General features: G+C 59.3%; 13 protein-coding genes and 5 tRNA genes. 5 read left to right on the top strand and 13 right to left on the bottom strand.

The window, feature by feature from the left end; translation table 11 throughout:
* Positions 1-106: 106 nt before the first annotated feature.
* The 3 genes from GBM95_RS06930 to GBM95_RS06920 form a co-directional block, all read right to left on the bottom strand.
* Positions 107-2,002: a HAMP domain-containing protein gene (locus GBM95_RS06930; RefSeq protein ID WP_152158435.1), complete on the bottom strand. Its 1,896-nt coding sequence runs from the start codon at positions 2,000-2,002 to the stop codon at positions 107-109.
* 71 nt (positions 2,003-2,073) lie between these two features.
* Positions 2,074-4,740 carry a DNA topoisomerase IV subunit A gene (parC, locus tag GBM95_RS06925; RefSeq protein ID WP_152158434.1) on the bottom strand — a complete coding sequence of 889 codons (2,667 nt, stop codon included), beginning with the start codon at positions 4,738-4,740 and terminating at the stop codon, positions 2,074-2,076.
* Positions 4,741-4,758: 18 nt separating this feature from the next.
* A complete protein-coding gene (locus tag GBM95_RS06920) occupies positions 4,759-6,738 on the bottom strand; it encodes a DNA topoisomerase IV subunit B (RefSeq protein ID WP_152158433.1) in 1,980 nt (659 codons plus the stop codon).
* A gap of 313 nt (positions 6,739-7,051) precedes the next feature.
* On the opposite strand from GBM95_RS06920, the gene GBM95_RS06915 reads away from it, so the two are divergent.
* From GBM95_RS06915 to GBM95_RS12650, 3 genes are all read left to right on the top strand, one after another.
* Complete coding sequence (locus tag GBM95_RS06915) at positions 7,052-8,599, top strand: FGGY-family carbohydrate kinase (RefSeq protein WP_152158432.1); 1,548 nt, start codon at positions 7,052-7,054, stop codon at positions 8,597-8,599.
* A gap of 179 nt (positions 8,600-8,778) precedes the next feature.
* Complete coding sequence (locus GBM95_RS06910) at positions 8,779-9,273, top strand: porin (RefSeq protein ID WP_319643764.1); 495 nt, start codon at positions 8,779-8,781, stop codon at positions 9,271-9,273.
* Positions 9,274-9,280: 7 nt separating this feature from the next.
* A complete protein-coding gene (locus GBM95_RS12650) occupies positions 9,281-9,442 on the top strand; it encodes a hypothetical protein (RefSeq protein ID WP_226963209.1) in 162 nt (53 codons plus the stop codon).
* Positions 9,443-9,679: 237 nt separating this feature from the next.
* On the opposite strand, the gene GBM95_RS06905 is transcribed toward GBM95_RS12650, so the two are convergent.
* The 10 genes from GBM95_RS06905 to tig form a co-directional block, all read right to left on the bottom strand.
* On the bottom strand, positions 9,680-11,584 hold the full coding sequence (locus GBM95_RS06905) for a SurA N-terminal domain-containing protein (RefSeq protein WP_152158431.1): 1,905 nt from the start codon (positions 11,582-11,584) through the stop codon (positions 9,680-9,682).
* Positions 11,585-11,711: 127 nt separating this feature from the next.
* A tRNA-Asp gene (locus tag GBM95_RS06900) sits at positions 11,712-11,788 on the bottom strand.
* 59 nt (positions 11,789-11,847) lie between these two features.
* Positions 11,848-11,924 (bottom strand) — tRNA-Asp (locus GBM95_RS06895).
* 186 nt (positions 11,925-12,110) lie between these two features.
* Positions 12,111-12,187: transfer RNA gene (locus GBM95_RS06890), tRNA-Asp, on the bottom strand.
* Positions 12,188-12,763: 576 nt separating this feature from the next.
* Positions 12,764-12,839: transfer RNA gene (locus GBM95_RS06885), tRNA-Val, on the bottom strand.
* 35 nt (positions 12,840-12,874) lie between these two features.
* Complete coding sequence (locus GBM95_RS06880; protein ID WP_139687708.1) at positions 12,875-13,147, bottom strand: HU family DNA-binding protein; 273 nt, start codon at positions 13,145-13,147, stop codon at positions 12,875-12,877.
* 213 nt (positions 13,148-13,360) lie between these two features.
* Positions 13,361-15,823, bottom strand: coding sequence for an endopeptidase La (lon, locus tag GBM95_RS06875; RefSeq protein ID WP_226963208.1), 2,463 nt, complete (start codon positions 15,821-15,823; stop codon positions 13,361-13,363).
* A gap of 122 nt (positions 15,824-15,945) precedes the next feature.
* Entirely contained in the window at positions 15,946-17,268 is a 1,323-nt protein-coding gene (gene clpX, locus GBM95_RS06870) for an ATP-dependent Clp protease ATP-binding subunit ClpX (RefSeq protein WP_152158430.1), read from the bottom strand.
* Positions 17,269-17,467: 199 nt separating this feature from the next.
* Entirely contained in the window at positions 17,468-18,058 is a 591-nt protein-coding gene (gene clpP, locus GBM95_RS06865) for an ATP-dependent Clp endopeptidase proteolytic subunit ClpP (RefSeq protein WP_139687710.1), read from the bottom strand.
* 280 nt (positions 18,059-18,338) lie between these two features.
* Positions 18,339-19,703 carry a trigger factor gene (tig, locus tag GBM95_RS06860; RefSeq protein WP_152158429.1) on the bottom strand — a complete coding sequence of 455 codons (1,365 nt, stop codon included), beginning with the start codon at positions 19,701-19,703 and terminating at the stop codon, positions 18,339-18,341.
* Positions 19,704-20,012: 309 nt separating this feature from the next.
* Here tig and GBM95_RS06855 point away from each other — a divergent pair, with 309 nt between their 5' ends.
* Positions 20,013-20,567 (top strand): hypothetical protein, encoded by a 555-nt coding sequence (locus GBM95_RS06855; protein ID WP_152158428.1) that lies wholly within the window; start codon positions 20,013-20,015, stop codon positions 20,565-20,567.
* A 57-nt stretch (positions 20,568-20,624) separates the two neighbouring features.
* A tRNA-Leu gene (locus GBM95_RS06850) sits at positions 20,625-20,708 on the top strand.
* Positions 20,709-20,906: the final 198 nt, after the last annotated feature.

Here is a 20,906-nt window from a genome sequence, read left to right as displayed (position 1 = left end):
CCCGCAGCCGCCGGCGCGCCCCAGATGGGCCCGGAACGAGGCAGAGGGCGGCAAGGATGCCTGCAAGCCCCGGTCTTCCAACGCGCTTCATTTCCATCGGCTCCCGTCAGCTGATCTGTCTCGCCGAAGCCGGGAGCTTCAGCAGCACGCGCGTGCCGCCGATCGGGCTCGCCCGCTCGACGGTCACTACCGCGCCGATGCGCGAAGCGCGCTCCTGCATGATGGAAAGGCCCACATGCTGGCTCTTTCTCTCTTCAACCACAGCCTGGTCGATGCCGACGCCGTCGTCGACGATCTCCACCGTCAGATCGTCCTCGTTTCTGACGGACACCTTGACGCTCGAGGCCTGAGCGTGCTTGCGCACGTTCGAGAGCGCTTCCTGAATGATGAAGATCACCTGGAGCTTTTCGCGCGGCGTGAGTTTCGGGCCGTCCCCGACCGAGGAGAGCCGAACGCCGATGTGCGCCTGGCCTTCGAAGCGGTCGATCACGGTGCGCACGCCCTGCAGGAACCCTTCGTTGTGAAGGCGCTCGCGGAAGTTGAGAAGAAGCTCGCGCACATCCTCGTAGCATTCCTGCACGCCCGTGCGGATGGCTTCGAGCGACTCGTCGCGGAGCTTCTCGTCCTTGTCGCGGATCGCGTCGGAGAGGAACTGCACCTGAAGGTTCAGGTAGGAGAGCGCCTGCGCGATCGAATCGTGGAGGCCCTGGGCGAGGAGCTGGCGCTCCTGAATGACGGCGTACTGGCGGTCGCGGTCAATGAGGCGCTGGTTGTCGATCGCAACGCCCAGGTGCATCGCGAAGGATTCAAGGAGCTGCGTCATCTGGGAGGAGAGCTGCGACTCCTCGCGGAAGATGAGCATGTAGCTGCCGATGCTTTCCGAGACGCTTCTCACGTTGAAGCAGTAAGCGGTCGTGAATCCTGCCCTGGCGAGCGTACGCGCGAGCATGCGCCCGTCGGTCTTGAGATCCACGCGCACGGGGTAGTTCTTCTGCACAACGGTGCGGAAAATCGAATCCTCCCAGGGGATTCTGGAAGATTCCCTGAGGGCCTCCGCCGTAAGTCCGCTCGAAGCCGCAACATCAACGCAGCCCGCCTTCTGGTCGACGAGCGTCACGAGGCATGCATCAGCCTCCGTATAGCGCACGACGCGCTCGGCAAAGCCGTCGGTAAGTTCCTCGAGCGACCTCTGCTGGGAGAAGAAGGACGTGGTCTCGTAGAGCTGCGCGAGGTGACGGTTCTTTTCCTCGACCGAGGCGGTCTTTTCCGCCACCTTCTGCTCGAGGTTGTTGTAGAGGTCCTCGAGCCTGTCGGCCATTCGGTTGAAGCCCACCGCGATGCGGCCGATCTCGTCGTCGCTCTTCACCTCAACGCGCGCGGCAAGGTCGCCCCCGGAAAGACGATTGATGCCTTCGCCCAGGCTCCCGATCGGACGGATCACCCAGCGCAGAAGGAGCAGCATGATCGTGAAGAGGCTCCCGATCGCGAGCACGATGAGGAGAATCTGCAGGTACCTAAGCTGCCAGAGATAGTCGTAGCGCCAGGCGTCGATCTTGTCCGCCAGATCGGTAAGCTCGGCCGTGTAGACGCGCACCATTTCCGCATCCACCTGACGGCCTCCCTCCTTGGACGCAATCAGCATGGGCTCGACCTCGCTCTTCCAGCGATTTTCAAGCGTCTCGAGCGCCGTATGGAAGTCACCCTCTCGCGGGAGCTCCAGCGGCTGCCAGGCGTCGCCCAACCGAATCACGCGGAACTGGTTCGTGACGCGCGTGAGTTCGTCGTCGAGGAGCTTCTCGGGGAAGATCGGCTGCGTGAAGTAGGCGGACCGATAGACCTGCATGCGCAGCTCTGCGATCGAGAACTTCGCCGCGGCGCTCGCCTCGAGCTCCCAGTTGAGAAGCATCGTCCAGCCGATCGAACTCACGATGAAGCTCACCCAGAGGAGCGTGAGGAAAAGAAGGCGCGTCGAAAGACTTCGGAAGAACTTCGGAATCTTCATGGAGGAAGGAAATCTGAATTAGAGAAGGCTGCCGGATCCTGGCCTCATGCCGGAATCCGGCTGCCCTCTGTTTACAACAATGTCGGCGCTTCGTCAACGACTTCGAGCTTGAGGCCGGCCGAGCCGCTCTCTCCCGAACCGGACGTCTGCTGCGGGTCCGAAGAAACGGGCGGGAGCGCCTCAATCCGCTCGGCCTTCCAGGAAATTTCAAGGGTCTTCCCGCGGCGGGCGCGATGCATGATGTGCGCCTGATAGACGCGCACGCTCAGCTGCGCTTCGCGCGCCTTGCCGCCTCTGCCGACGCCGGAGATGATGACGCCGCGGTCGTCCGTAACCGCGATCGAAATCAATTCCTCGCCCTGATCGAGCAGCATGAGGGCGACGCCCTTGCCGCCCGAAGCGACGAAGCGGATTTCGCTCAACGGGAAGGCCAGCAGGCGCCCGGAGGACGAGAGGCAGGCGAGCTTTGCGCCCGCTTCAATTGCACTCACGGAAAGCGTGACAGGGGGCAGAAGCCTTTCGCCTTCGCTCATCTTCACGAAGTCGCGTCCGGCCTTGAGGCGCGTCGAAACGTCGGCAAGCCTGAGGAGCATGCCCTTGCCGCCGGAAGTGGCGAGAAGCACCGCCATGTCCGCCGGCCCTGCAATCCACCCTGCGCATTCAAAGCCCCGCGGAAGGTCGACAAAGGCCGACAAGGGCGCGCCGTCGCTTCGACCGCCCGGGAGCTGCGAAACGGCGAGCGAATAGACGCGCCCGTTTGCGTCAAGGAAGGAGAGCTGATCCGACGAACGGCATTCAATTGCCCGGTCGAGCTGGTCGCCCATCTTGAAGCTCATGAGCGAGCAGTCGTGCCCGTGCCCTGTGCGCGTCCTCAGGAACCCCTTCTTTGAAATCACGACGGTAACGGGTTCATCAGGGGTCTCCACCTCATGGACGGCAACCTTGGCTTCCTTCACGACCGTGCGGCGGGCATCCCCGAAAGTCTTGGCGGCAGCTTCGATTTCGCGCGCTACCTGGCGCTTCAGAACGCCGTCGCTCCCGAGAATGCGCTCGAGCCCCGCGCGCTCCTTCGTGAGGTTCGCGAGCTCCTTCTCAATTTCGATTGCGGCGAGGCGGGCGAGCTGCTTCAGGCGGATTTCGAGAATATCGTCCGCCTGACGTTCGGTGAGTCCGAATTCGGCCATGAGGTCCGCCTTCGGATCGTCCGCCGCGCGGATGATCTCGATCACGCGGTCGATGTTGAGAAGAACAAGCGAACGGCCTTCCAGAACATGGATGCGGTCGAGCACCTTCGCGAGCCGCGCCTCGGTGCGGCGCCTCACGGCCTTCTTTCTGAATTCGATCCATTCGGTCAGGATGGAAAGAAGTCCCTTCTGCCGGGGCTTTCCGTCAATGCCGAGCATGACGAGATTCACCGGCACGTTCGATTCAAGATCCGTTTCGGAGAGGAGATAGTTGACGAAGTCGTCGCGGTCGATGCGGCTCGTCTTCGGTTCAAAAACGAGCCGGACCTCCACGTCCTTCCCGGACTCGTCGCGCACGCTCTCGAGCATCGCGAGCATGGCGCTCTTCGCCTGCTGCTGCTTGGAGGAAATCGACTTCTTGTCCTTTTTCGGCCGCGGATTCGTGATCTGCTCAATGCGGTCGAGAATGATGCGGGAGGACGCGGCGGGCGGGAGTTCGTCGACGACGAGCTGCCACTGTCCGCGGGCGAGTTCTTCAAAGTGCCAGCGCGCGCGCACGCGGAGCTTCCCGCGACCCGATTCGTAAATCGCCCGGATTTCATCCTGAGGCGTGATGATCTGGCCGCCGCAGGGGAAGTCCGGCGCGGGCATGAGAGAGAGAATTTCATCGAGCCCGGCTTCCGGCTTCTCGAGAAGCCGCACGCAGGCCGCCGCCACTTCCGTGAGGTTGTGGGGCGGGATTTCAGTAGCCATGCCGACCGCGATGCCCGAGGACCCGTTCAAAAGAACGAAGGGAAGCTTCGCGGGCAATTCCACCGGTTCCTCAAAGTTCCCGTCGTAATTGGGCGCAAAGTCGACTGCGCCCGAATCCACTTCCTCAAGAAGAAGCGACGAGATGGGCGTCAGGCGCGTTTCCGTGTAGCGCATGGCCGCCGCAGAGTCGCCGTCGCGGGAGCCGAAGTTGCCTTCGGCCACGAGGAGCGGGTAGCGGAGCGAAAAGGTCTGCGCCATGCGCACGAGGGCGTCGTAGACCGACTGGTCGCCGTGGGGATGGTATTTGCCGAGCACGTCGCCCACGATGCGGGCGGACTTCACGCTCTTTGCATCAAATTTGAGCCCCATGCGGTACATGTCGATGAGGATGCGGCGCTGCACGGGCTTCTGGCCGTCCGTGACCTCAGGAAGCGCACGGCTCTTCACCACCGACATCGCGTATTCTAGATAGGCCTGGGACGCGTAGCGCGCGAGCGTGAGGGCGCCGTTTTCCTCGGCCTCTCCCTCGGTCGCGACGCCCACCGTGATCTCCTCGGCCTGAGCCGCCTTCAGATCCTCTTCCGAAAGTTCCGGCTCAGCCTCAGTCTCTGCGGCAGCGTCCGAACCCTCGTCCGATTCCGGAACCGAAGGAGACTGCGCATCATCGACAGACGCTCCGGGAGCGTCATGCGACGCAGGCGCATCCCCGGTCGCTTCCGCTTCCGGTTCGCCGCCGTCGCCAAAGAGCGAATCGTGAAAAAGATCTTCCGTCTCATCGGAAAGGGGCTTCTTCTCCGTCATTCTTTTTTTCCCTTCTTACTAGACATCGAGTTCGGCGCGGTCGCCGTAGGCTTCCATCCAGAGGCGGCGGCCCGCCACCTCGCGCTCGCCCATGAGGGTCTGCATGACCGCACGGGTGGCCTCTTCCGGCACGGACCCGAACGCCACCGGAAGGAGCTTCCGGGTATCGGGCGCGAGCGTCGTTTCCGCGAGCTGCTCAGCCTTCATTTCGCCCAGGCCCTTGAAGCGCGAAATGGAAAGCTGCTCATCGCGAAAGCCTTCCTTGCGGAGCGACTCCATGGTCCTCGCGAGCTCGCGCTCATCGAGACAGTAGATCTTCCGGTCGGGCTTCCTCCCCTTTTTCGGCGCATCGACGCGAAAGAGCGGAGGCATCGCGACGTAGACGTGCCCGAGCTCGATCAGCTTCGGGAAGTGCTTGAGAAAGAGCGTGAGGAGGAGCACCTGAATGTGAGAGCCGTCGACGTCGGCATCGGAAAGAATGCAGATCTTCCCGTAGCGGAGTCCCTTCAGGTCGGGCTCGCCGTCCCGCAGATGCGGATCAACGCCGATCGCGAGCGCGATGTCGTGAATCGTGTCGGAGCGGAAAAGCGCGCCCCCGTCGACTTCCCAAGTGTTGAGAATCTTGCCCCGAAGCGGGAGCACCGCCTGAAATTCCTTGTCGCGCCCCTGCTTGGCGGAGCCCCCGGCGGAGTCGCCCTCCACGATGAAGAGTTCGTTTCGCGTAATGTCGCTCGACTCGCAGTCGGTGAGCTTCCCCGGAAGAACCGCCACGGTCGACGTGCGGCGGCGCTCGTACTTCGCGGCCTGGCGCTGACGCGCCTGAGCCTGGCTGATGATGTGTTCGGCGAGCTTTTTGCCGTCTTCGACATGGTCGTTGAGCCAGAACTCAAACTGCGACTTCACGAACCCGGAAACGAGCTTGAGCGTATCGCGGCTCGTGAGCTTCTCTTTCGTCTGCCCCTGGAACTGCGGATCGATCGCCTTCGTCGAAAGAACAAAGCTCGCGCGGCTGAAGACGTCTTCGGCGAGAACCTTCACGCCCTTTGCCTGAAGTCCGTGCACGTCCATGAAGGCGCGAACGGCCTGCCAGAGACCGTCCTTGAGGCCCGATTCATGGGTGCCGCCCTGCGGGGTGGGAATGAGGTTCACATAGCTTTCGCGCGTGAGGGGCCCTTCGGGCGTCCAGACCACCACCCATGCGGCGCCTTCGCCCGGCGCATAGCCCTCGGTCGATTCGTCGGCGTAAGCCGCCGCTTCGAAGGGTTCGATCATCGGTTCGCCGTGGATTTCCGAAAGGAGATATTCCTTGAGGCCCCCTTCGTACTTCCAGTGCGCCTCAGTGCCCGTGCGTTCATTGCGGTAGTCGACCTCGCAGCCGGGGAGGAGCACCGCCTTTGAGCGAAGAAGCCGCACGAGCGAGGCTTCCGGGATCTCGGGCGAATCAAAATACTTCGGATCGGGCTCGACCGAGACGCGGGTGCCGGTCTGCGATTTGGGCCGGGGGCTCCTGCGCACGGCCAGGGGTTCGGCCACGAAGCCGTCCCGGAAGCCCATCGTTGCTTCCTCGCCGTCGCGCCAGACGGTAACGACAAGGTGCTTTGAGAGCGCATTCGTTACGGAGACGCCGACGCCGTGGAGCCCGCCCGCAAAGGAATAAGGACCCGAGCCGTCGGCCTTCTGGAATTTGCCGCCCGCATGCAGACGCGTGAAGACAAGCTCAACAACGGGCGCATGCTCTTCCGGATGCATGCCGATCGGAATCCCTCGTCCGTCATCCTCCACCGTGATGATGCCGGCCTCGTTCACCGAAACCGAAATCTTCGTCCCGAACCCCGCGAGCACTTCGTCGCTCGCGTTGTCGATGACTTCCTGAATGATGTGAAGAGGATTGTCCGTCAGCGTGTACATGCCCGGACGCTGCTTGACGGGTTCAAGGCCCTTCAGCACCCGGATGGAGCTCTCGCCGTAATCGTCTTTGTTCTTCTGCTTGATGGCCATTGCTGTGTTGAATGCGCGCAAAATGCCCTCAGACGAAAGACGCTGCGGGCAGAAGGAACGCTCGAATTCTTATGGAATGAATGGCCCTGCTCCCGGATTAAGGCTCGAAAGATGAGCTACAGAAAGCAAAGCCGAAGGCCTCATTTTAGCAATGCCCGACCATCAGGCTCCCTCAGAAGGCGCCATGCGGACTTCGGAGCCGCAGCAATTTCTTGATGCATTTTCCGGGGCGAAGCAAGAGAAATGATGCTTGCCCGAACTCTCTAAAAATAGGTACTATTCCTGATCTCTCTTATTTTGTGAAGGAACCTCAATGGCGAAGCTTTACATGGGTTTTGATGCCGGCACGCAGAGCGTGAAGGTAGGCGTCTACGATGAGAATTTCGAGCTCGTTGCGAGCCGGTCGCTTCCGACTGAACTCAGCTATCCGCATCCCGGCTGGGTCGAGATGAACGTGGACACGTACCTCGAGAACTGCATCACGGCCATGGCCGAAGTAACGAGCGAGCTTCGCCGCATCGGCCGCGATCCGAAGGACATCGCCGCCATCATGGGCGACGGCATCATCTGCGGCATCGTCGGCATCGACGAAAATGCGCGCCCGGTCACGCCCTACATCAACTACCTCGACAGCCGCACGACGGAGGATGTGGAAGCCCTCAACGCGAAGAAGCTTTCGATCTGGGGCCGCGAAACCGGCAACGCTGAAGCCTCTCCGATGTTCCCGGCCATGTTCGCGCGCTGGTTCCTCAGAAATTCGCCCGAATTCTGCGAGCGCGGCGTTAAGTTCGTGCACAACGCCCCCTACGTCCTCATGCGTCTCGCGGGCCTGAAGGGCAAGGATGCCTTCATCGACTGGGGCGCCATGTCGGGCTGGGGCCTCGGCTACGACGTTCAGGCGAAGAGGTGGTCGCCCAAACAGCTCGAGCTCCTCGGGATCGACGAAAAGTACATGCCCCGCATCCTGAAGCCCTGGGACAAGGTGGGCGGTCTCTGCGAGGAAATTTCGGTACGCACCGGACTTCCCGCCGGCATTCCGATTCTCGCGGGCGCGGGCGACACGATGCAGTCGATGCTCGGCTCGGGCGTCTTTGAAGCGCACCAGGGCGTCGACGTGGCGGGCACCTGCGCCATGTTCTGCGTCTCCACCACGGGCATCATCCCCGAGCTTTCTCAGCCCGGCACCGGCCTCATCTTCAATTCCGGCACGCTCCCCGACACGTACTTCTACTGGGGGTTCGTGCGCACGGGCGGCCTCGCGCTCCGCTGGTTCAAGGACAATGTCTGCCGTCATGAAGGCGACGGCGCCTATTACGGCGAGCTTTCGGCCGGCGCGGAAAAGATCCCCGCAGGGTCGCGCGGCGTCCTCTTCCTCCCCTATCTCACGGGCGGCTACGGCGAGGAAAAGGAAGCGAGCGGGTGCTTCCTCAACATGACGATGGACGACAATCAGTTCGTCATGTGGCGCGCCGTTCTCGAGGCGATCGGCTACGACTACATGGAGCTCGCTGACGGATATCGCCGCGCCGGCGTTGCCCTCAGCCGCATCACGGTGACGGAAGGCGGCAGCCGCGATCCGCTCTGGAATCAGATCAAGTCGAACATGCTCGACGCCGAGGTCGTCCGCTTCAAGAATCCGGGCGGTGCGGTCCTCACCAACTGCGTCTTCGGCGCCTACGCTACGGGCGGCATCACGGACGTCAAGGCAGCGCTCTCAAAGGTCATTTCGGAAAACGGCGTCTATGAACCCGTGCCCGAACTCGTGAGCCGCTACCGTGAGCTCTTTGAAAACAGAAAGGCGCTCGTGCGCAGCGACATGAAGGCCGCCTTCTCGAGACTCGTGCGCATGCGCGAAATGTGATTCTTACGGGCCGGGAGAGGAACTCACCGGTCCGGACTGCAGGGACAAGGGAGCACTTCTTCGGGAGCGCTCCCTTTTTGTCAGATGCCGACGGATCGAAGCCGGCTACTGCCTGATCGGAATGAGAATCCGTCCGAAGCCGTCATTATGCGTATCCCTTCTCCTGCGGCTGGGGCTACATTGGCGGCCACCTCCTGGTCGTTTCTCTCGGCTACGAATTCATCGACAACGCCGTCGCATACACCACGCCCGTTTTTGCAGGCCTCGATGCAACGGTTCAGTACTCCTTCGGTACCGACTCAAAGAATTACGCGGAAGGCGCCACGGAAGGCCAGTCGAGCGTCGAACGGCTTCTGAGCGGCGCAGTTCGCTACCGCAGCGACAACCTCATGGTGGCCTTCGGCATTGAAACCATCAACCAAGCGCAGCCTCAGGCCGACAGGAACGGGCTCGACGATTCCATTTCCTACAACCTCGGCGCCAACTACAACGCCTGCTGGGCGAAGTTCTTCTTCTACACGCAGATTTTTGAAAACTATACGTCCGCCGCGAAAACCACCACCTTCAGCCTCGATGGCGGCGTGGACGGCTACGGCGTCAATGTCGGCGTTGAGGTTCCCGCCTTCGGCGGCGCCGTGATGGCAGGCCGACTTCGAAGGGAGCCGCGAAGATAAGCTGACGATGGACACCATCGGCTACACGTATTCATTAAGCCGTCGCACGACCTTCTATACGGCTGCCGGCTGGATCAAGTCCGACTACTCGAAGGAGTATGAAGCACAGAAGCCGCAGGCCGTCGAAGACGCCTATGAATTCACCTTCGGCCTCGTGCACAAGTTCTAAAGGGATGCCCGGCAGAGTCTTCTCCAACTTGATCTTCACCTGATCTTGTTCCTTTGAAGCCCATGACTGTTTCGACGGCCATGGGATCTTTTTTGTCTTTCTTTTCCGTACGGTGCCGCCGGATCGTCCTGCCTGCTTGATATCGAAAAAAAAAAAGCTGCCTCACCTTTTACGGCTTGACAGCTCTTCTTCTCTTCTTGCGGGACCAGAGCGTCCCGCCTTCAGCTTTTGGGCAGATTATTCCTGCTCAGCCGGCTTCTCTTCGCCCTTCACGAAATCCGGACGGAGCACCTTCGTGCCGATGGCTTCCTTGAGCGCTTCAAGATAGCCGGCGCGGTCGGCTTCGCCGTAGATCGAGCCCAGCTCGCGGGCGAGACCGCGGAGCTCCGCTTCGTTCGCCTGGTGCGTGCGGGCCGCAGCAACGTAGGCAATCGCGTAGGAGCCGTTTGCGAGCGTAGCGCCCGTGTAGGCGGGAAGCTTCGACGTCTCAAGCGCGAGCTCAGCATTAATCAGAGATGTTTCCTGACCCTGCTGGTTCTGGCGGGAAACCCAGACTTCGTCGGAGAAGCCATCAAGGCTCTTCGACTTCTGGAGCTCCGCGAGCTTTGCCTTGCCGGCTTCAAAGGCCTTTTCAGCCGCCTTCTGCGCACGGAGCTTTTCGCCGATAATGCTCTTCACATCGTCAAGCGCGCGTTCCTTTTCCGGGTAGTACTCAACAACGCGGGCCGCAACAAGCGTATTGCTCTGCACTTCAATCGCGTTCGAATTGCGCTTTTCCTTCAGGCATTCCGAACCAAAGAGCGCTTCGGCAACGCGGTCGTTGATGATGCGGCCGAGCTCGGGATCCGTCACGCCGTTGCGGGTGACGAAGTCAGCCGTCTCTACCTTGAGGCCGAATTTCTGAGCGGTGGGCTCGAGCGAGTCGGACTGTTCGTAAACCATGTTCGTGAACTCGTCGGCGCGTTCAGAGAACGTGCGGATCGCCATCTGTTCGGCGTATTCGCGCTCGATCTCGGGCTTCACGGCTTCAAAGGGTTCGACGGACCCGGCCTGAATGTCGGTCACATAAATGATGTGGTAGCCGAATTCCGTTTCCACGGGACCGACGATGTCGCCCTTCTTGGCATTGAAGACGGCGTCTTCAAAGGCCTTCGTCATCACGCCCTTGCCGAAGAACGAAAGGTCGCCGCCCTGCGAGGCGCTGCCCGGATCCTGAGATTCCTTTTCAGCGACAGCGGCGAACTTCGAGGGATCAGCCTTCACTTCAGCAAGAATCCCTTCGGCCTTCTTGAGAGCCGCAGCCTTGTCGTCGCCGAACTCAATGAGAATGTGGCTTGCGCGGCGCTGCTCAGGAATGGACCAGCGGTTCTTGTTCTGTTCGTAATAGGCCTTGATGTCGTCGGGATTGGCCTTCTGATCCTTGAAGTTCTCGGGCGAGAGGACGATGTATTCGGCCTTGATGTGCTCGGGCGAGAGGAATTCGGACAGATGAGCGGAGTAGTAAGCCTTCACCTCATCATCTGAAACGTTCACGGAATTGAGGAAGTCAGCTGCATTAATCGTAAGCGTGCGGACCTGACGTTCATTCGTGAGGATCTCGTGCATCTGCTCAACCAGGGCCTTGGGCACCGGATAGGCATTGGAGACGCCGGCGATCAGCACTTCCTTTTCAAGGTCGCGCTGAACCTGAGCAACAAACTGCTGGTCGCTCTTGCCCTGGGAGCGCAGGAACTGCTCGTAGAGCTCGGGGGAGAACTTGCCGTCCTGCTTGAGCGCATCGGCATTCTTGATGAGCGCCACCGCTTCAGCTTCGCTCACCATCACGTGATTCTTCGCCACCGTCTGCGTGATGGCGGAATCATCCATCAGCATGCGCAGGATGTCTTCGCGAGCCTGTTCGTTGTCGAGGATGTTGGCGCGGAAGCTTTCGCCCATCTGCTGACGCAGACGCTCAAGCTGCTCGCGCTTGGCCATGTCGAACTGTTCGGGAGTGATCTTCGCCTCGCCCACCTGGACGATGGCGTTGTCGCTCTGGCTCATACGGTTGTAGGAGTAAATGCCGGTAACCACAAAGCTCGGGATGATCAGCACCATGGCAATGAACATCAGCCAGCGCTTGTGCTCGCGGAATGCCTGAAGCATAGAGGTTCCTTTATCAATTCGATCCCTTTTGGGCAGCTCAGGAGCCCCCATGCGGTCGAACAGGGTGGACAAAGTTATAGGTAAGAAAAAAGGCGAACCTCACGGCTCGCCTTTTTTCAAGAATCTCTGGCGGAGTGGACGGGACTCGAACCCGCGACCCTCGGCGTGACAGGCCGATATTCTAACCAACTGAACTACCACTCCGCGCTGATGCGCTTCCAAGCTTGAAATAAATCTGAAATCAGATTTTGCAGAAAAACTGTTGGCGGAGTGGACGGGACTCGAACCCGCGACCCTCGGCGTGACAGGCCGATATTCTAACCAACTGAACTACCACTCCGCATCAGCGATGCTGCGTTTTTCAGCTCAGGAGGAGAATTATACGGAGCGCGGATCTTTTTGCAAGAGGTCAGAAAAAATTTTTCTGCCGCACTCCGGAGCCTTCCCTCCGGCCCGAACTTTTTGGAACGTCCGGCAACAAAAAAGCCGGTCAACCCGGCTTCTTTGGATTCTCTTCGATAGTAACTGGCGGAGTGGACGGGACTCGAACCCGCGACCCTCGGCGTGACAGGCCGATATTCTAACCAACTGAACTACCACTCCGCGTTTTCTCGGAGAGAATTTCTTCTTCAGCGAAGAAGGATTGTAATGTTATAGAAGAATCCTTTTTTTGTCAAGAGGAGCATTCATAAATTTTGGTTGGTCCATGCCTGGAAAAAGGAATTCCTCAACACCAGACCCCGTGCTGAAGCGGCTTCATAAACTGCAGCCCCACATGAGACCCACACTTTTTTTGTTTTGAGGAAAACCCTTACAAAGCGCAAAATCAGTGTTTAAAACCGGTTTTGCAGAGCGTTCCCGGCAAGTTTTCAGGCGACCAGAACACCCTCAATGTCCGCCTCATTAACAGACCGGATTCTGCGCTCGTCTATTCATCTCTCGCCTACGGAATATAAGGAGATAAGGCCTCAGACGAGCCACTGCCTGCGCACCGCTTTTCTTATTTTGTTCGTCCGAATGATGGTATGAACATGGGCTAACCGCCGTACCATCATCCATACCATCAATAAAGCGAGGCCGCAGAAATCTAAAGCGAACGCTTGTAAGCGTTGTTTTTACCGCAATTACTTGAAATAAAAGAAAAGCCCGGACTGCTACGAACAGTACGGGCCTATCTTGTGGTGGATCCTAAGAGACTCGAACTCCTGACCATCGCCGTGTAAAGGCGCCGCTCTACCAACTGAGCTAAGGATCCACTGCCTGCAGCTCAGCGTGAGCAACAGAGAAGAATTATTTTACCAGTTCTTTAAGAGTTTTTCCGGGCTTGAAGCGCGCCTGACGCGTTGCCGGGATATGCATGGGCTTGCCCGTCTGAGGATGACGCCCGGCACGCGGGGCGCGATCCACTACGCTGAAAGAACCGAATCCGAGAATTACCACGTCTTCATTGCGCCCGAGCGCTTCCTGAATGCCGTCAAGCATAGCCTCAACAGCTTCTGACGCTTTGCTTCTGCTGAGACCTGCCTCCGAGGCCACTTTTTTAATCAAATCGGTCTTGTTCATGTGCTTCTCTCCCCTTCAGCGTGATGAATAGACAAAGGCCCATCCTTTGTTTACCTGAGACATCCGCGAGGTTTTGAATGGATGGTATTGTATACAAAAAAGTCTCCTTGTAAACAAGGCTTTTTCGTCACTTTAAAAGCAAAAGCCCCATACCGGAGGTACAGGGCTTTTGCTTTCTCAATTAAGTTTTGCAGACTTTGGTCAAGCTCTTTGTCAGGCTGAAGTCTGCATTGCCGGCGCCGGGGGCACCATCGTCTGCGGCGGCGGCATTGAAGCGGCAAATGCTTCATCAGAGAGCGGCTCAGGCATTCTGAGGAGCGCTCTGCGGAGCACTTCCTCAATGCGCTTCACCGGAACGATCTCGAGACCCTTGAGGGCATCCTCATTGATCTCGGTGAGATCCTTCATGTTTTCCTCAGGGATGAGCACCGTCTTCACGTTGCCGCGCTGAGCCGCGAGAAGCTTCTCCTTCAGGCCGCCGATCGGGAGCACCTCGCCGCGCAGCGTAATCTCGCCCGTCATGGCAATATCGGAGCGCACCGGAATATGGGTGAGCGTCGACACCATGGCCGTCGTGATTGCCGCGCCGGCCGAAGGACCGTCCTTCGGAATGGCGCCTTCGGGGAAGTGAATGTGCCAATCGGTATTGGCGAAGATGTCCGAACGGAGCCCGAGCATCTGAGCACGGGAGCGAACCACCGAACGCGCAGCCTCAACAGACTCCTTCATCACGTCGCCGAGCATGCCGGTACGAAGCACCTGGCCCTTTCCGGGGAAGGCGACGGCTTCAATCGTAAGAATGTCGCCGCCCACTTCAGACCAGGAGAGGCCGTTCACGATGCCGACCTGCGGCTCGCGCTGAGCAACCGTGATGCTGAAGCGGCGAACGCCGAGATACTTCTCGAGGTTCTTTTCGTCGACAACGATCGGAAGCTCAAGCTTCTTATCCTTGCCGGCTTCGAGTTCCGTGAGAACGATCTTGCGCAGGATCTTGCCGATCGAGCGCTCAAGCGCACGCACGCCTGCTTCGCGGGTGTAGTAGCGGATGATGTCGCGAACCGCGCCTTCGGTGATCCTGGCTTCAGTTTCCTTCACGCCGTTGGCGCGCATCTGCTTGGGCACGAGGTGCCTGAGAGCAATGTGCACCTTTTCGTCCTCGGTATAGCCGGAGAGCGAAATCACTTCCATGCGGTCGAGTAGCGCCGGCGGAATGTCGTAGCTGTTCGAGGTCGCGACGAAGAGCACGTCCGAGAGATCGAACGGGCATTCAACGTAATGGTCCTCGAAGGCATTGTTCTGTTCCGGATCGAGCACCTCGAGGAGCGCCGAAGCAGGGTCGCCCCTGTGGTTGGCTCCGATCTTGTCGATTTCGTCCAGAAGGAAGAGCGGATTCTTCACCTTGGCCTTGATCAGATGCTTGATCACCTGCCCAGGCATGGCGCCCACGTAGGTACGGCGATGGCCGCGGATTTCCGCTTCGTCGGAAACGCCGCCCAAAGCCATGCGGACGTACTCGCGGTTCGTCGCTCTCGCGATCGAACGGCCGAGCGAGGTCTTGCCGACGCCCGGACCGCCGACGAGGCAGAGAATGGGAGACTTAACCTTCCCGACGCGCTTCTGCACGGCGAGGTATTCGAGAATGCGTTCCTTCACCTTCTCGAGTCCCCAGTGATCCTCGTCGAGGACGCGGCGGGCACGGGCGATGTCGTGCGAGACGCGGCTCTTCTTCTTCCAGGGAATATCGAGAAGCGTGTCGACGTAGCTGCGCACGACCGAAGCTTCGGCCGACGACGGCGGCATGCTCTTCAGGCGCTTCAATTCCGAAAGCGCGGCGCTTTCCGCAGCTTCCGGCATTTTGGCTTCGCGAACCTTGCGCTCAAGCGCAACGTCCTCGTCTTCGCCGTCTTCGCCTTCGCCCTCGATGCCGAGCTCCTTCTTAATGGCCTTCATCTGCTCATTAAGGTAGTACTCGCGCTGGTTCTTCTCCATCTGACCCTTGACGCGAAGCTGGATGCGCTTCTCGATCTGGCCGCTTTCGAGTTCGCGGTCAAGAACGCCGATCAGGAGTTCGAAGCGCGCGACAGGACTTGCCGCACGCAGGTACTCGAGGCGTTCAGGGGTCGTGAGCGGAATGAAGGAAGCCGCGATGTCGCATGCGCGGATCGGATCCTTCTCCTCAAGCACGGCCTTCAGATGGTCGGGAGAGAACTTCTTGACGTTCGAGGCATATTCCTGAAGAGACTTCAGGAGCGTGCGCGAATAGGCGGCAAGATCGTCCGAAGGAGAAATTTCCGGTTGGAGAATCTCCGCTTCGGCCTTGAAGAACCCGGACGCATTAATCCACTTCGTGACGCGGCAGCGTTCGGTGCCGTGCACAAGCGCCTTGACGGAACCATCAGGGAGGCGCAGCAGCTGATCAATTTCGCCGCTCACGGCGACGTCCCAGAAATCTTCGGGAGTCGGCGTGTCAACGCCCTTGTCGCGCTGCGTCAAGAGGATCACCCGCCCGGAATGAATGCGCATGGCGGCTTCGGCAGCCAGAACCGACAGCGGACGGCCCATGAAGACCGTCGTCATCGAGTTCGGAATGACCACCATGTCGCGCAGCGGGATAACGGGCAGGGGCCCGATCACCGCCGGATTCTCTGCGGAAAGGGTTGAATTCTGATTGTTCAAAGCTATTAGCCCCAAAAAATAGGATGTGTAATGACTATATGGGGTCAGGCGGCAGTTTTTTCAACTGCCGCCTGGGTAATACCGCAATCCCCGTTCGGAAAGGAGGATCTGCCGGATCGAAATCAACCTGCAGCCGGCGCTTCAGCCGCCGGAGCGGCCTCGCCTTCGGCGCGCAGAATGAGTTCGGGACGGCTCTTGCCGGAAACGGCATCCTCCGTCACAACAACCTTTGCCACGTCCTTGCGGCCGGGGACTTCAAACATGGTGTCGAGGAGAATGCCTTCAATGATGGAGCGCAGGCCTCGCGCGCCCGTCTTGCGCTCAATCGCCTGATGCGCGATTGCCTTGAGCGCCTCGGGCGTGAATTCGATCTCCACGTCTTCCATTTTGAAAAGCACCTTGTACTGCCGCACGATGGCGTTTTTCGGCTTCGTGAGAATTTCGATGAGCGCCTTTTCATCGAGCTCATCAAGAACCGTGATCACCGGGAGACGGCCGACGAGTTCAGGAATAAGGCCGTACTTGACGAGGTCGGACGTATCGATCTGATGATAGAGCTCGCTCAGATCGTGATCCCGCTTGCCGATTACCGTGCCGGAGAAGCCGATTTCGCTCTTTTCCGTACGGTGGCGGACAATGCGTTCCATGCCGTCGAAGGCGCCGCCGCAGATGAAGAGAATCTGCGAGGTGTCGACTTCCATCATGGGCTTGCCGGGATTCTTGCGGCCGCCCTTGACGGGCATCGAGGCGATCGTGCCTTCCACGAGCTTGAGGAGCGCCTGCTGCACGCCCTCGCCCGAAACATCGCGCGTGATCGAGGGGTTTTCGCTCTTTCTCGCGATCTTGTCGATTTCGTCGAGATAGATGATGCCCTTCTGAGCGCGCTCGATATTGCCGTCGGCAGCCTGAACCAGCTTGGCGACGATGTTTTCAACGTCTTCGCCGACATAGCCCGCTTCCGTAAGCGTCGTAGCGTCGGCAATCGCGAAGGGGACGTCGAGCGCGCGGGCGAGCGTCTGCGCGAGAAGCGTTTTGCCCGAACCCGTCGGGCCGACGAGGAGGACGTTCGACTTCTGCAGCTCAACCTTGTCCTCAAGGTTCTTGAGGTGCTTGTCCTGCTGCGTCATGAGGCGCTTGTAGTGGTTGAAAACCGCCACGGCGAGCGTGCGCTTGGCGCGTTCCTGACCAATCACGTAGCTGTCGAGAAGCTCATAAAGCTCGCGCGGCGTCGGCACCTTTTTCGGAAAGACTTCCTTTTCGACGGCGTCGCCCTGAGCGTCCTCGCCTTCGGTCTTTTGCGCATCCTTGCCCGGAACTTCAACCTTCAGTTCCGCAGCCATTGCGCGAACGCATTCGCCGCAGAGAAGTTCTCCGTGAAGGCCCTGAAAGAGCGCAGAACACTGCGACTCGTCGCGGCCGCAGAAGGAGCAGTAGCGTTTTGCCATTATTTAATTTCCCTGACGGGAGCCGCTTCAGCACGAAGCGGACTGCCGTCGTCTTTCGTCCGCAGATATTTTGAAATTCAGGTGAAAAGTCTTTTCTCACCCCTGTGCGGACGCGATAACTGTTTGTCGTCTGCTCTCCCCGAAAGCTTCGAAAGGGAAGCCTTCCGGGGAAAGTCGCGGTGGAATAATCAGCTTCTCTTTACATTTCAGCGCGCGTTGTGAGCACGCGGTCGATGAGGCCGTACTCGAGCGCTTCCTGCGCGCTCATGAAGTTGTCGCGGTCGGTGTCGCGCACGAGCTCTTCATACGTACGCCCGGTGAAGCCCGCCATCAGTTCATTCATCTGACGCTTGATGAGCGTGAGCTGACGCGCGCGGATTTCCACGTCGCTCGCCTGGCCTTCGGCGCCGCCGAGCGGCTGATGAATCATGATGCGGGAATGCGGAAGCGCATAGCGCTTTCCCTTTTCGCCGGCAGCGAGAAGGAAAGCGCCCATGGATGCCGCCATGCCGAGGCAGATCGTATTCACCTTCGGGCGGATGAAGCGCATCGTGTCGAAGATCGACATGCCGGCAGAAACGGAACCGCCGGGGCTGTTGATGTAAAGCGAAATGTCCTTGTCCGGATCTTCGCTTTCCAGAAAGAGGAGCTGCGCGACGACGAGCGAAGCCGTCTGATCGTTCACTTCGCTCGTGAGAAAGATGATGCGATCGCGAAGCAGACGGGAATAAATGTCGAAGCTGCGCTCAGCGCGGCCGGAACTCTCAACAACGATAGGAACAAGAGACATTGGATTCTTTACTGGTTTTTCTGTTTATAGAAGCCTGACGGATCCGAACGGGATCCGGAAGCTGCAGCATTGCTGCTGAATGTGCCGCTCATTATCGCGAATCAGTGGGACTCGTGCAGTAACGAGACATCTCAAAACGCGCAGTCAGAAAATAACAAAGGCGCCCGCAGGCGCCCTTGCAGAATTCTATCGGATTCTTGCCTGATGCCTGCAGAATTGCGCTCTATCAGCGCAAAACTGCAGGAAAAGTTCAAATCCGAAGATTTTGGGAGTGCTTCAGTTAGAAAGCACCCGACATCACCTTGTCGAATTCAACGGCTTCGTCCGTCGTGTCGGCGTGGGCGAGGAGCCAGTCGCAGACGTTCTTCTGCTGAACCTGAGCGCCGAGGTTCATGCGGGAGTTGCGGTCCGTCGTGAGGTACTGCTCGACTTCAGCCGGGTTCTCGTAGGAGGAAGCGATGACCTTGGCGCGCTCAGCGATCTGCTCGTTGGTCGCCTGAAGCTTTTCCTTCGCAACGAGGTCTTCCGTGAAGAGACCGAGGCGAACGCGCTTCTCGGCATTTTCCTGGAACATGGATTCCGGGAAGTCCTTGAGCGAAACCTTGGCGCCGCGCTGCTTCATCGTTTCAGCAAACTGCTCGGCCATGGCGTGGCGTTCCTGGGCGACGATGGAGGTCGGGATCGGGTACGTAAGGGCGCCGGCGAGGGCCTCGAACGTCTCGGCTTCAGTCTTCTGCGTGAGGCGGAATTCGACTTCGCGCTCGAGGTTCGTGCGGATGGCGGCGCGCATCGATTCAACGCTTTCTTCGCCGAGGGACTTCGCGAAATCATCGGTGATTTCGGGGATGTGGGCGAGTTCGATGTTGGTGAGTTCAACTTCGAACTGAACCTTGGCGCCGTTGAGTTCGGCCGGGCCGTAGTTTTCCGGGAAGGTCATGTCGAAGGTCTTCTTTTCGCCCTTCTTCATGCCGGTGACGGCAGCGTCGAAGTCGGCGAGCATGCGGCCGTCGCCGAGAACGAACTGGAAGCCGTCAGCCTTGCCGCCGGCGAATTCGACGCCGTCCTTCGTGCCGCGGAAGTTGACCGTGACGCGGTCATCCTTCTGGGCCGGGCGATCTTCCTCGAGCGGGCCGTAGGTGACGCGCTGGCGGGCCATGACGTCGAGCGTCTTCTGGACGGCGGCGTCATCAACGGTGCAGCTGTAGCGCTTCAGGAGAAGCGTCTTGAAATCGGGGTAGACGATTTCGGGGAAGACTTCGAAGACGGCCTTGAACTTCATGTCCTCGGAGTCCTTTTCGCCTTCGAGCGCCTCGATGCGGGGCTGGCAGGCGATGGCGAGGCCGGATTCCTGAGCAGCCTTCGACCAGGCCTGGCCGACGAGCTCGTTGAGCGCCTGATCAAAAGCGCGCATGCCGTACATCTGCTCGACCTGAGCCATCGGAACATGGCCCTTGCGGAAGCCGGGCATGCGGGCATCCTTCGCATAGTTGCGAAGGTACTTCTGGGAGAGCGTGCGAACTTCAGCGGCAGGAACCGTGAGCTCGAGCGAACGTTCGAGCGGATTCACCGCCGGCGTTTCTTCCTTGGGAGCCTCAGTCTGTTCAGCAGCCTGTTCAGCAGCCTGTTCAATCTTTTCTTCAGTCATTGCTTTGATCTTTACTGAAAGTTCGGAAACCTTCCCGAGCACGCAGGATTCTTTTTGGAAAGCTGCTTGAGCACAAGAGTCCGAGAAGTTGGAAAATCCGTCCGGATGCACTGTGCCGCTAGCGACAGCCTCAACCCGGGCGGTTTGAATGAATTCTGTTCCGAGGCAGTCATCAGACTCTTTGCGTCCGGACTCCCCCAAATTCGAAGCTTTACATTATACCCAAGCGAAAAGAGGTGCATTCTCTGCGGGTTAGCTAAACTTCTGCCTTTGTTGATTTTTTCCTCTGCGCCTCTCTCCGAGTCAACCATGTCCGCCAGACTTTGCTGTTCGCTTCTTTTGGGTGCCCTTCTGCTTGCCGGATGCGCCGTTCCTCCGGCAAATAAGGCGGATGCGCCCTCCGCCGAGGCGCCCGCTGCCGCTCAACGGGCGCCTCAGTCTCTTCGCCGGGAACCCTCGCAGTACGAACTCCGCATCACGGAAGTCAGCAACCGCATGCGGGCAGCCTGCGTTACTGAAGCCTTCCAGCCCTATTTCCGCAAATCTGCGTGCCTGCCCAACGGCATCACGGAGGCGATGCTCAGCGACCGTACGCGAATTACGCGCGAGCAGCGCCGCGCTGCGGAAGGCGTCTTTGAGCTCACGCACGAACTCAACGAGGAAACTCGCCGCATCATGATTGAAACCGGCACGCCTCAGGAGGCAAGGATCGCCGAAGAGTCCCGCACGCTGAGCGACCCCCGGATTGAGGCAATGCAGGAGGGACTCCTCAAGGGAACGCTCACCTGGGGTGAATACAACATGAGGCGGCTCGAGCTCTTTGAAGAAATCCAGCGCCGGAGAGCACTCCTCGGAGCCGAATAGCCGGCGCGCTTTCTTATTTTCAGCAACTTCCTATAGAATTGCTTTTCCCTTGAAAGTGCGCGAGTGGCGAAATTGGTAGACGCACCAGGTTTAGGTCCTGACGCCTCTGGCGTGCCGGTTCGAGTCCGGCCTCGCGCACCACAATCCTGAAGAAGAATCCGGCCGTGCTGTTTTTTGATGGCGCGGCCATTCTTGTTTTTGAGGAACGCTCATCTTCTGCAGGAGCGCTCCCGACAAAAACCTAAAAGTCGTCTAATGCGGCCACGATTCAATTGACCCCCAACAGCTTGAGGAATAGCTGATCGCGTTTGGTTGTTTCCGTGGTCCATTTGGATGCAC

It is taken from the genome of Sutterella seckii, assembly GCF_009183815.1.
Classification (GTDB): domain Bacteria; phylum Pseudomonadota; class Gammaproteobacteria; order Burkholderiales; family Burkholderiaceae_F; genus Sutterella; species Sutterella seckii.
This window is presented reverse-complemented; position numbering and strand designations above follow the sequence as displayed.